Raw genomic sequence first — 12622 nt, 5'->3', positions numbered from 1 at the left:
AGAAAAAAATAAGCCCAAGACTAGGGCTTATTTTTTTGATTATATTGTACCATTATTTTATTTTAAAATTTCCTATAGTTTGTTTTTTTACATTTAGGACAGGGAGGTAAAGTATCAGTATTATCATCTAATACTACTTTTTGACCGCAAATTTTACAAACGTATGTACCATTTCCGGGTTTTTCACCAGTTGAGTATTTCATAAATAATTCACCTCTTTTTTTATTAAATTATAGTTAATATAATTTTAGCATAGTAGAATTATTTTAACAATACTAGAAAAGGAAGTAGCAATTGCTTTAATTTATACGGATGGAACTTTACCATTTTTTCTAAGTTTAGACCAAGTAACAAGTAACAATATCAACATTATTGCAGAAATACCTGATAATATGAAACAAGTGTTAGCACCGTATTTTTCAGCCACAAACCCTGAAAGAAGACTTCCAAGGGGGGTGAATCCAGCAAATACAAGTGAATATACACTCATAACTCGTCCTCTGTATTCATCCTTAGAATTTAGTTGTAACATTGAATTTGCAGTGGTGGAAAAAAACATATTAAATATTCCTGTTATAGCTAAACTTAAGGCAGTAAAATAATATAAATTACTTATACCTGTAAAAATTAACATTATGCCAATTCCAATAGAGCTACCAATCATAAGAATTTTATTTGGACCATTTTTGCTTTTAAAAGACATGAGAAGTGCTCCAATGAGGGAACCTGCTCCAAGTGCAGATAGTAAAATTCCATAGGTTTTTTCCTGCATATGTAGTACGTTTTTCGTAAATACAGGTATCAAAACGTTGTAGTTAAAAACGAATATTCCCATAATGCTAATTAATATCAAGGTTTCGAGTAAGATAGATTTGCTTTTTATATATTTAAGGCCATCCAATATTTCTTTAAGCATCCCTTTTTCAGAAGTTTTCTTTCTAACATAATTGATTGCTTCAATATGGACCAGTCCATAGATAACTGCCATAAAACTAAAACCATTTAATAAAAAACACCATCCTGCTCCGAGATAGCCCATGAGTAGAGCTCCAATAGCCGGTCCAATAATTCTTGCTAAATTAAAAGTGGCTGAGTTTAAAGCAATGGCATTCATTAAATCGTCCTTTCCTACTATTTCAACATTAAAAGCTTGCCTAGTTGGCATATCTAAAGTATTACAAAATCCAAGACACAAAGCTAAAGCTATTAGATGTTCATACTTTAATGTATTCGTAAAGACTAAGGCAGACAATATAAAAGCTAATATCATCGATACGCTCTGAGTGAAAATCAGTATTTTTTTCTTTGGAAACTTATCAGTTAGTACCCCCGCAAATAATGAGAAAAAGGTTATGGGTAAAAACTGCATTGCTCCGACAAGTCCAAGTAAAAATGGAGATCCTGTCAGAGAAAGTACTAGCCAAGATTGCCCTATATTTTGTGTCCAGGTACCTATTAAAGAAAGACACTGACCCATCCAAAAATATCTATAATTTTTATGTGTAAGAGCATGAAAATTATTGTTAATAATTCTCTTAGTATTAACCACTATATTAATTTTTATCATCTCCTAATGAGCTTAATCATCTTTAGAATAATCATGTGTGAAAGTTGTAGCATTTTCTCCCATCCTTTCGAGTAATGCTAACGATGTTTTCTTTTCATCTTCACTAAATCCTGAAAATAAAATATATATCCAATCCATCATGGCTTTTCTAACCAGAGGTTTTATTTTCAATGCTTTCTCTGTAAGATAAACATTATATGCTCTTTTATCTTTTGCATCTATTTTTCTAATGATATAGTCATCATCTTCCAGCTTTTTTATAGCCTTTGCTGTGGTACCTTTATCAATTTTAAGGTAATCTGATAATTGTTCCTGACGTACTCCATCTTTTTTATATAATGCATTTAAAAATGTATATTGACCCTTACTTATATTATATGGCTTAAGTTGCCTTCCTACGTATACATGACCATTTCTATGTAAAAGAGAAATCCATCTTCCTAATGAGTTCATATTTTTATTCATTGTCGTATTCCTCCTAAATTAGTTGCAATCCCTACTAATTATATAATAGAGCAATATAGTTGTGAGTGCAACTATATTTTATAATAGTAGTGAAGTATGATTTAATTATAGAGATTTAAAATTTAAAGGCAACCTATAGTTGACAAAAATGTTATGTTTAATTGGTAGCAATATGGTTGTTTTATTAGTAGACTTAAATAGGGGTGATTAAAAATGAGTTTTCAGGAACAATTGCAAATCCTTAGAAAAGGAAAAGGATTATCACAAGAAAAATTAGCTGAAATGTTAGGTATATCAAGACAAGCAGTTGCAAAGTGGGAAGTTGGACATTCATATCCTGACATTGCAAGACTAATTGCATTAAGTGATTTCTTTAAAGTGAGTATTGATAAATTAGTTAATGATTATGAAGAAAATTGCCGTTTATGTATAGAAGAGAATAAGGTTGCTTCTATACATGAAAAAATAATAGAATTTTTACGTACAGCAAAGAGATCTACATATGCAGGAAAGGGTGCCGAGATCCAATCTTCAAGACCTAATTCACATGATTTAGAGTATGTAGAAGGAAATCTAAAATATATTGATACCTATTTAGGGGGAGGGCAATTCGCAGGAGAAGAGGCTTTATGGAAGGATGATATTCCATTTTGGTCAATGAATTATACAGGCAGAATTATAGGGGAAGGATTTTCAGGAAACTTTTTAAAAGAAGCCTTGAGCTTAGTTCCAAAAGAAAATCCATATCGTGGACCTATGGTATATCAAAATGGACAATATAAATATCATTGCATTGTTAATGGAGAATTTAAATGGTTTCAAGGATATGAGGAAATTTATTTTGATGATACAAAGGTATATGAGTGCTTTTTTCATGGTGGAACTATTAAATAATAGATTAATACTAATATAGGAGCTACTAAACTGCTTAAAAAATCTAAACAATTTCAAATAAAGTGAACATATTTAGTTGTTCATGCAGTGAACGTTGCTTTCAAGCTTAAGTGAGTGTAGCATCTGAAAAGATTGTAGCACGATGAACTACGTGAAATGACAGGTTAAAGACGTACCTTTAGATGTACTTCAGTCTGATGCTCTACGATAATGAGGAGGAAAATAATCTAAGGTTTTGCTACGGCTTAATTATGATTAGACACACCGAAATTCAGTGCACCATCATTTTACGAGTTGTAAACAAAATAACCAAATGGATTAAGATAGATTCGATATATTTAGAAAATGTGTTAATAGACATACGAGTTCTAACTGAAGGTAGAAGGCTATACAAATGGCAATATCAAAAATCTAATAGACTGGATAACAACATTAGGATAGCGGCACTCATGAGGGATAACTTTACTTGTGTTGATTGTGGTTCTAAAGAAAATCTACAAGAACACCACATTAAACCAAGACGTGCTAAAGGAGCCGACAGCATACATAATGTTGTAACATTATGCAAGTCATGTCACACAAAAACCTTTGGCAGAGAAATCGAGTTAATAGATCAATATTTAGCTATAATAAAAGGTAGAAAATTAAATCTTAGTGATGCCTTGCATGTTATGCAAGGTAAAAAAAATTTACAAACTGAACTTAAGAAAATAGCCCCATTATATTTAACTACGGGTGGCGATACTGCAAACCATAGAAATGATTGGGATATAGAAAAAACACACTCAAATGATGCTTTAGTTATATGTAACGTAGATATCAAAATAAATAATATTGATATCAAAGACTGGCAAATATCACCTTTACGTAAAAAATCTAAGGGTGAAGCGGAGCTAATTGTAAAAGGATTTAAGCATAGAGATTATGTAAAGTATACCAAGAAAAATGGAACCGAGTATATTGGATATATTACAGCATTATACCCAAATAAAAATCAATTTAACATGACACAAACAAATGGTGAGATATTAAAAAGATATGGTCTAAAAAGCTTGAAACTATTATCAAGACCAAAATGTATACGGTGGATATAATATTAAAAATAAGGAGGTGAACTGGTTAATTAAATCAAATGTACAATTATGTTCAGATTTAATTAACCAGGATGTATATGATTTTAAATAGAAATGATAAATGCTGGTGTGGAAGTGTACTAAAATATAAGAATTGCCATTTGGACTTTGATAAAAAGCTAGTAACTTGAAGAAACAAGGCTGCATAGTTCCAACAAGAAATCTTATTAAGAGCAAGGATCAAATTGAAGGAATAAGAAAAAGTGCTAAAATTAATAATGCTCTTTTAGATTTAGTTAGTGAGAATATTAAAGAAGGAATGACCACAGAAGAAATTAATAAGCTAGCTCATGAATATACAATATTCAGGGGTGGAACTCCAGCTACTCTTAATTATGATGGGTTTCCAAAAAGTATTTGTACATCAATCAATGATGAAGTGTGTCATGGAATACCAAGTAAAGATGTAGTACTTAAAAATGGTGATATTATAAATGTCGATGTAACTACTATACTTAATGGATATTATTCAGACGCATCAAGAATGTTTTTGATAGGAGAAGTTAGTAATGAAGCTAAGAAGATAGTAGAAATAACTAAGGAATGTTTAAATAAGGGAATAGAAGCAGCAAAACCTTGGGGCTTTTTAGGTGATATAGGGGCAGGTATTCAAGAATATGCAGAAAGTAATGGATACTCAGTAGTTAGGGATTTTGGCGGACACGGAGTTGGGCTAAATATGCATGAGGATCCATTTGTTTTTCATTTTGGTACTAGAGGAACAGGTATGATTTTAGCACCAGGAATGGTATTTACGATTGAACCAATGATAAATGGCGGAAGTCATAAAATATATATAGATGAAGATAATGGATGGACAGCGCTTACAGCTGATGGATCTCTTTCATCACAATGGGAGCATACACTTCTTGTAACTGAGGATGGTATAGAGATAATATCTAAATAAATAATAATCAAATCATCTCCTGCGGAGTTGCAATATTAACATTAGCAGAACATGGTGGTTATTAAAAAAGCTCTGATTTTCTTAAGAAAATCAGAGCTTTTTAGGAGAATCTAGGTAGAGTACGATTACCAGTTAAATCATCACCTGCGGTGCTGTAATATCAACGACTTCAGAAGGAGATTTATACTCCCACTAAAGTTATAGTCCGTAACCCCATCTTATAGAAGAGGGAGACTTTCTTCTGAAATGTCGTTAAATATCGCGTTTCTCAAAAACTAAATAACCTGCAGCGCAGAATATAACAGAATATATAGCGGATACGCCAATAGCAAATGCAAGTGTTGTACCAACGACGAATGATCCGTTAACAATAAAGTTAGTAAAATCAGACAGTCCAAAAGGAAGATATTTACCCCAGATGAAATAGGATGAGAATATTTGCACCATATAACTACCAGCCAAAAGCAAGAATAAAGAGCATCCGGTTGCAATTGAGCGTGAACGAGATATTATTGAAAGTGCAAAAGCTACTAATACATACACAAGCACAGTAAGAAAATTAAGGCCATAAATAATAATTGTTTTTAGTACGGCTGGTATATATATTATTTTGGTACTCGTCCACATCATTTCCTTAGCACCCATGCCATTGAAACCGAAATATATACCCAGCAATATAAAGTTTAACAAAAATGCTGTTACCAAAAGTACAAGACCATAAAATAATGTAACAATTAGTTTTGCAGTAAGAATTTCAAACCGCTTATAAGGCCGTGATATCATCATTTTCATTGTACCCTCAGAAAATTCACCTGCAACTAAAGCTGAACATGCTATTATTAAAAGAAGTGCAATAATTAAACTATATGGAACATATGAATCAAACTTTGTGATTCTTGTCCAAATGCTGTCTTTGGATTCTGGCCTGATATTGTTAACAATGCTGTATTCATCTTCAGCTATGCTTTTTTTCATATTTCCTATGAATGCTGACGTTTTATCTGTTTTTTCAATTTGCGTTAGAGCAGCTTTTTTTGCAGGAAGATTTACCAGTAAGTCCTGTTTCCAATTTTCGGAAATCTTTGTAGTAGTTGAACTATTATGAGACACCTTGTGATATTTATAAATACTCGTTGCCGCTATTACAATTACAATCATTATAATTAACATTACTTTTGTAGAAAGTCTTTTCCAAAGTTTTGTATTTTCTAGTGAAATAAGTGTAAAAAAATTCCCCATGTTATTTTTCCTCCCCTGTAAGCTTCATAAATACATCTTCAAGTGATTGAATCACTTGTCTGTCCATAGCGAAAATAGCTATGCCTGCAGAAGTTAATGTTGTAACTACTTCTGGAACACGATTTTTGGTTGTTTCAATATGTAATCCACCTTCCAAGATGCTGTTACTTATATTAACGCTTGTTAGAAGTGAAGCTGCTTTTTCATTATTATCAGATTCTAATATCAGAGCAGTTTTATCACCCTTTTGTGACATGTTAAGGAGTTCGTCAATGGATTTTACCGTTATAATTTTCCCCTTATTAATTATACCAACACGGTCGCACATCTGCTGCATTTCACCTAATATATGACTAGATACAAGCACCGTAAGACCAGTTTCTGATGAAAGCTTTCGAAGTAGCTCACGCAGATCCTTGATTCCTGCGGGATCAAGACCATTTGTAGGCTCATCAAGTATAAGAAGCTTTGGACTATGAAGTAGGGCCTGAGCAATACCTAGACGTTGCTTCATACCTAACGAATAAGTTTTCACCTTATCATTTATTGCCCGCTCTAAATCCACAATTTTTACAACTTCCTTGATTCGCATCTCATCTACATCTTTATATATTTTTGCAAATATTTTAAGATTATCTAGGCCAGACATATAAGTATACATATCCGGATTTTCAACTATGCACCCAATGTTACGCATTGCTCCTTTAAAATCATCTTTTACGGAGCAGCCACCTACATAGATATTTCCCTCAGTAATTTTGGATAATCCCACAATCATCTTAATGGTAGTGGATTTTCCAGCTCCATTAGGTCCAAGAAAACCGAATATTTCTCCTTTTTTTAGTTCAATGGAAATATCTGAAACTATTATATGTTTACCAATTACTTTTTTTATTTTTTCGATTTTTAATACTTCATTAGCCATAATATGCCCCCTGAATTTTTTTCATTTCTCATCACTATAACATAGTATACTCCACGAGCTGCTAACACTCAATGTCGCTACACTTACAAATAAAAAAGTTATCTTACTATTTTGTAAGATTTCATTAATAATTTAAATATATTTCTTTAATTTTTCTTATGTATTATATAATTAAAGAAAGGATGTGTTTGGATGTGGCTTAAAAAACTAAAAATGAAAAAACTTCAATGTTTTTTAATAGGAGCGTTATTATTTTTATCCTCTTTAATATTTACAAGTAGTTTGTCCATGTTAACCTCTATTCAAGGGTATGTTAATAAATTTTATTCTAATGATAAATTTTACGATATAATTTGCTTTAACGCTAATGAAAGTTCTACAAATGATATACTTAAGTGGGGTAAAAATAATACAGAGGTTAATGATGTTAAAGCTATTGAGGCGGTCACTTCTGGTAACGACCTTTATCACAATGGTGTAAATTTAAAGATTTCAATGTACGATGTTGTTCCCATAGAAGATAGGAAAAGTATTCCCTTTGGCTTAACTAAGGGTAACTCATCAAATAATGACAGTTGTCCTAAAGAAGGTGAAGTGTGGATTACTAAGATTCTAGCAGAAAATAATAATATTCACCTTGGAGATAGATTAACCATCAAAACAAAGACAAAGGACGTTACTTTAAAGGTTTCTTCCTTAATTAATGACTCTCTTGAGCCATCTTCTACTATTGGTATAATTAATCTATATACCAATAAGAATAGTGAGCAGGAATTCTCTTCATTAAGGAAAGCATCATTAATTTTTATAGATGTTAAAAGTGGGACTAATGTAGCTAATGTAGAAAAGGATTTGACGGGGGCTATAAAAGTTGGTGGCTTTGTATTTGATAAAGATTTATTAAGCTTAAGTTCAACGATGGCTTCTTCTATGATAGGTGGCATTGCAACCTTAGCTTCAATTCTAGTGTTTATTGTTTCAGTGCTTCTTATGCGATTTATTTTATGGAATAATATTTTAAAAGAATATAAATCTATTGGAATATACAAAGCTCTTGGTTTTTCTAAAAGAGATATTCTCAAATTTTATATTATAGGTTACTCAATAATTGCATTTATTGGAAGTATCCTTGGAGCTCTGTGTAGTATCCCTATATTAAATTATACAGCCTCGAAAGTTTTAAAGTATATTGGTGATTTTAAAGGTGTAAGTATTAATGCATATGTTATTTTAGCTACAGTAATTTTATTTACATTAGTGGTGATTATTAATCTGTATTTTGTAATTAGAAGAACTAATAAGATTACACCTGTGGAGGCTCTTAGAACAGGGATTACATCTTCAAGGCGAAAGCTAACAAAGTCATTGATCAAAGATAATATATCTTCCTTAGCCTTTGCAATAAACGATATGTTTAAATATAAAAAGACTACTGCCTTTATCACATTAACATTAACATTATCCCTAACACTGGTATTGATATTTGGTAATGCAAATGGATCTATGTCAAAGATGAAGGAAAATGCTCCTATTTGGTTTGGACTACCTAAAAGTAATGTAACCATTAGTGCTCCGCAAATGGTTAGACAATCAGAAGGTTTAAATAAGGTTTTGAATGATGTAAAGAAGGACAAAAGAATTAAAAATTATGTTTATGGATCTATGACGCTAACGGATGTAGTAGAATTGGACACTAAAAAATATCCTATAAAGAGTACATTGTACGATGTGTTTGCAATGAATTCCTATAATAGCTCTTTAGGATTTACTATCATAGATGGGCATAATCCTGAAAATTCTAAAGAAGTAGCTGTTTCTTCAAAAATATTAAAAGATGCAGGGTTATCCGTAGGAGACTATATAGAACTTTCTATAAATAATAAAAAAGACTCCTATTTAATAACAGGCTCTTATAATTCAATGATGCAAAATGGATATGGTATAAGAATATTAAATGCTGCAATAGAAAAGGAGATTCCAAAATTTATAGGCAGTGAAATTTTTATAACTCTAACAGCTGGTACAGATATAAAACAATTTAAGAAAGAGATTAACAATATATATCCTAATTTAGATGCCAGTGAAATTCCACCTGCAATTAAAGATGTCATAGTATCTATCCCTGGAACAGTACTCCCTATTACCAATTTATTAATTGTGGTATTTATAGCATTTGGTGCAATAACGATATTAAATATTATCATAATCAATATTAGAGATAATAGAAGAAACTTTGGAATAATGAAGGCCCTAGGATTTACATCTAAAGAAATAAGAAACAGATATCTATATAGGATATTAATATTAACATTATTTAGCACAATTATAGCTATCATATTTAATTTAACGCTAGCAAGACCTATGATTGCTGTAGCAGTTAGTAAATTAGATGTGTTAATAATATCTCCAGTAACAATGTTACTACTAATAATCAATATGGTTATTTTAATATTAGTAACAACACTTATATGCTGTAACTCTATAAAAAACACTAAGATTACTGAATTAATGGAGGAGTGATTTGATGAAAAAATCAGTTATAAAAGCTAATAACCTTTGCAAATCCTTTGTCACAGGTAAAGCTGCGCTTAATGTGATAAAAAATTTAAGTTTAGACATCTATGAAGGGGACTTTACTGTAATTATGGGAAGCTCAGGCTCTGGAAAATCTACATTATTATATACTTTAAGTGGTATGGACTCACCCACTAGTGGCAGCGTTAATCTCTTAGGAAAGGATATTACATCAATGAAAGAGGATGAACTTTCATCAATTAGAAAAAAAGACGTTTCCTTTGTATTTCAAAGTATAAATTTATTACCTGATATAACGGTTTTTGAAAACATAGCTTATTGTGGTTATGGAGTAAATAAAAATAAAAAAGAAGTAAATGAGAAAACCTTAAAGCTTCTTGAAACCCTGAGTATAAAAGATGCTAAGGAAAAATACCCCTCAGAAATTTCTGGTGGTATGCAACAAAGAGCAGCAGTGGCAAGAGCTATAATCACATCCCCTAAAATACTATTTGGAGACGAGCCCACAGGAGCACTTAACTCCACTGCGGGAGAAGAGGTTCTAGACATATTGTCGGACTTAAATAATAATGGTCAAACAGTAGTTATGGTTACTCATGATTTAAAGGCTGCTGCTCGTGCTTCCAGATTAATATATTTAAAGGATGGTAGAATAGATGGAGAACTTGATTTAGATAAATTCTTTAAATCAGACGATGGAAAAAATAGAGAGGTTTTAATATTTGAATTTTTGAAAGAAAGAGGGTGGTAAACTCTCTTTTTTATATTTTTATGGTAAAATGTAATTATAAAGCATTTGGAGGGTAATTATGGCAAATGAAAAAATTCTTATCATTGAAGATGATATAGATATCAGAAATATATTAAAAGATTATTTTAATAGTGAAGGGTTTATAGTTGATTATTGTGATAATGGAGGAAAAGCTCTTGTCGCGTTTAATTCTTTTAATCCGGATATTGTTGTTTTAGATATAATGCTTCCTGAGGTGGATGGCATAGAAATCTGCAGAATTATTAGGACCACCTCGCGAGTACCCATAATAATGCTTTCTGCTAAAAGTGGGGATATTGATAAGATATTATCCCTGGGAGTTGGCGCTGACGATTATATAACTAAACCTTTTTCTCCCATGGAGATAATAGCTAGAATAAAAGCACATCTGCGGAGATATAAAACTTTTTCAATTCCATTAAAGGATTCTTATCCTTCTAAAAAGTATGATTCTGAAATAAAAGAGTTTGGTAAGTTAGCTATAGATAGTAAAAGCTATAAAGTGACCTTTAAGGGAAAAGAGATTCACTTAACATCCAGAGAATTTGAAATAGTAGACTTTTTATCCGATTATCCATGCCAAGTATTCTCTAAGCAGCAGCTTTATGATAATATTTGGGGACTTAGCGACTTTGGAGATTTAAATACAGTTGCTGTTTATGTAAATCGAATTCGCGAGAAATTTTCTCTGCACAATATAAATTACATTAAAACTGTTTGGGGAGTTGGTTACAAATGGGAGGAAGCAATAGATGAATAAGCAAAGCATAGCTTTGAAAGTTAAAGTTTTCACTTTATCTGTAATTGTATTAGTAGCCTTTGTAATTATTTATTCAACAAAGCTTATATATAATAAAAACAGCTTTTATCCTACAGTTAATAAGGGTAGACTTTTAACAAGTTCTATAAAAATAAGTGTAGAAGAAGCATTAGGGAGTAATAATTCTGAATTTCCTTTGAAAACTGATTTTCCCTATGCTGCTATAGGTTTAAATGGAAAGGTTTTGTACTCTTCTATAAGTATTTATGAAAAAGATGCTGTAGCTAATTTAAATGAATTTATGGAGTATGATAATAAAGCTTCGCTGCAGCAGCCGGGACTAATTAAATATACTACCCCACTAATTATAAATAGTAATCAAGTTGGTACAGCAATTTTTTTAATTCCTAAGGAGGACTTTTTATCTACTTCACCCAAGCTAGTTACCTTTAGAGATGTACTACCTATTATCATCGCTTTATCTGCAATAATTATACTGATAATCCTCACTTATATTTTATTGAAAAAGGATATTTTATTGCCCTTAGATTCTCTTAATGAAAGTGCGCGGAGAATTTTAAAGGGTGATTTCACATATGAAATTCATTATGATTATGATACAGAAATGGGTGTTTTTTGCCACGATTTCGAAGCTATGAGAGATGAACTTAAATTTTCAAAGAAAAAGGAAATATCAATAAAGGTAAGTGAAAAGGAGCTTTTAGCTTGCTTATCTCATGATATTAAAACCCCTCTAACTGCCATCCATGGATATGTGTCAGGGATTAAGGATGGCATTGTTAAAGATAAGGCGGGTATTGAAAATTATTGTATAATAATATTAAACAGAGTAAAAATGTTATCTAAGCTTCTAGAGGATATACTAGAGCATTCAAAGGCAGAGCTTAACAAAATGAACATATCATTAGTTGAGTTCTACTGTGGCGATTTCTTTAAGGATATATTAGATGATTTATCTGTAGAGATAACCAGTAAGGAAATTCATTTTATTTTCCCAGATAAAATACCTAACCTTTTGTTAAATGGTGATAAGAAAAGACTTTCTCAAGTAATGTACAATTTAGTTTCAAATAGTATAAAGTATTCAAGAGAAGATGGATCCATTTCAATATATTTTGAAAACACTGGTAGGTATCTTAATGTATACATAAAAGATACAGGAATGGGAATTTCTTCGGCTGATATTCCTTATATATTTAATAAATTCTATAGAGCCGAGAAATGCAGAAATCAAAATATTCCAGGATCCGGCCTTGGTCTCTCCATTTCTAAGTATATTGTTGAGGCTCATGGTGGCTTTATAAATTGCGTTGAATCTTCATTGAATGGGACTATTATTTGCTTTGGAATACCAATATAAGTGGTATGGGTTAAGATGTATTTGTTAGATAGTGTACATTAAAA

Annotated in this window: 11 protein-coding genes and 1 pseudogene; 7 read left to right on the top strand and 5 right to left on the bottom strand. The window is 31.4% G+C overall.

The window, feature by feature from the left end; all coding sequences use genetic code 11:
- Nucleotides 1–62: 62 nt before the first annotated feature.
- From KTC94_RS03200 to KTC94_RS03190, 3 genes are all read right to left on the bottom strand, one after another.
- Nucleotides 63–203: a zinc ribbon-containing protein gene (locus KTC94_RS03200; RefSeq protein WP_216304163.1), complete on the bottom strand. Its 141-nt coding sequence runs from the start codon at nt 201–203 to the stop codon at nt 63–65.
- 101 nt (nt 204–304) lie between these two features.
- Nucleotides 305–1567, bottom strand: a complete 1263-nt coding sequence (locus KTC94_RS03195) for an MFS transporter (RefSeq protein ID WP_216304164.1) — start codon at nt 1565–1567, stop codon at nt 305–307.
- A 12-nt stretch (nt 1568–1579) separates the two neighbouring features.
- Nucleotides 1580–2032 carry a MarR family winged helix-turn-helix transcriptional regulator gene (locus tag KTC94_RS03190; protein ID WP_216304165.1) on the bottom strand — a complete coding sequence of 151 codons (453 nt, stop codon included), beginning with the start codon at nt 2030–2032 and terminating at the stop codon, nt 1580–1582.
- Between the two features lie 213 nt (nt 2033–2245).
- Here KTC94_RS03190 and KTC94_RS03185 point away from each other — a divergent pair, with 213 nt between their 5' ends.
- The 3 genes and pseudogenes from KTC94_RS03185 (at nt 2246) to KTC94_RS03175 (ending at nt 4966) form a co-directional block, all read left to right on the top strand.
- Nucleotides 2246–2926 (top strand): DUF5680 domain-containing protein, encoded by a 681-nt coding sequence (locus KTC94_RS03185; RefSeq protein ID WP_216304166.1) that lies wholly within the window; start codon nt 2246–2248, stop codon nt 2924–2926.
- A 251-nt stretch (nt 2927–3177) separates the two neighbouring features.
- Nucleotides 3178–4020, top strand: coding sequence for an HNH endonuclease (locus tag KTC94_RS03180; protein ID WP_220319717.1), 843 nt, complete (start codon nt 3178–3180; stop codon nt 4018–4020).
- Between the two features lie 77 nt (nt 4021–4097).
- Nucleotides 4098–4966 (top strand): annotated as a pseudogene (locus KTC94_RS03175) (methionyl aminopeptidase).
- Between the two features lie 252 nt (nt 4967–5218).
- On the opposite strand, the gene KTC94_RS03170 reads toward KTC94_RS03175, so the two are convergent.
- Both KTC94_RS03170 and KTC94_RS03165 read right to left on the bottom strand, forming a co-directional pair.
- The gene (locus KTC94_RS03170; protein WP_220319716.1) at nt 5219–6205 is read right to left on the bottom strand and encodes an ABC transporter permease subunit; all 987 of its coding nucleotides are present in this window, start codon (nt 6203–6205) and stop codon (nt 5219–5221) included.
- Nucleotide 6206: 1 nt separating this feature from the next.
- Nucleotides 6207–7130, bottom strand: a complete 924-nt coding sequence (locus KTC94_RS03165) for an ABC transporter ATP-binding protein (protein WP_220319715.1) — start codon at nt 7128–7130, stop codon at nt 6207–6209.
- Between the two features lie 192 nt (nt 7131–7322).
- Here KTC94_RS03165 and KTC94_RS03160 point away from each other — a divergent pair, with 192 nt between their 5' ends.
- The 4 genes from KTC94_RS03160 to KTC94_RS03145 are packed head-to-tail and all read left to right on the top strand — an operon-like array spanning nt 7323 to nt 12578.
- On the top strand, nt 7323–9650 hold the full coding sequence (locus KTC94_RS03160; protein WP_220319714.1) for an FtsX-like permease family protein: 2328 nt from the start codon (nt 7323–7325) through the stop codon (nt 9648–9650).
- Between the two features lie 4 nt (nt 9651–9654).
- Complete coding sequence (locus KTC94_RS03155) at nt 9655–10416, top strand: ABC transporter ATP-binding protein (protein ID WP_220319713.1); 762 nt, start codon at nt 9655–9657, stop codon at nt 10414–10416.
- A gap of 58 nt (nt 10417–10474) precedes the next feature.
- The gene (locus KTC94_RS03150) at nt 10475–11197 is read left to right on the top strand and encodes a response regulator transcription factor (RefSeq protein WP_216304174.1); all 723 of its coding nucleotides are present in this window, start codon (nt 10475–10477) and stop codon (nt 11195–11197) included.
- Complete coding sequence (locus KTC94_RS03145) at nt 11190–12578, top strand: HAMP domain-containing sensor histidine kinase (RefSeq protein ID WP_220319712.1); 1389 nt, start codon at nt 11190–11192, stop codon at nt 12576–12578. The genes KTC94_RS03150 and KTC94_RS03145 overlap by 8 nt, the downstream gene beginning before the upstream one ends.
- The last annotated feature ends 44 nt before the right edge of the window (nt 12579–12622 follow it).

The sequence above is a fragment of the Clostridium sp. CM028 genome (genome assembly GCF_030585565.1).
GTDB lineage: Bacteria > Bacillota > Clostridia > Clostridiales > Clostridiaceae > Clostridium_AD > Clostridium_AD estertheticum_B.
This window is presented reverse-complemented; position numbering and strand designations above follow the sequence as displayed.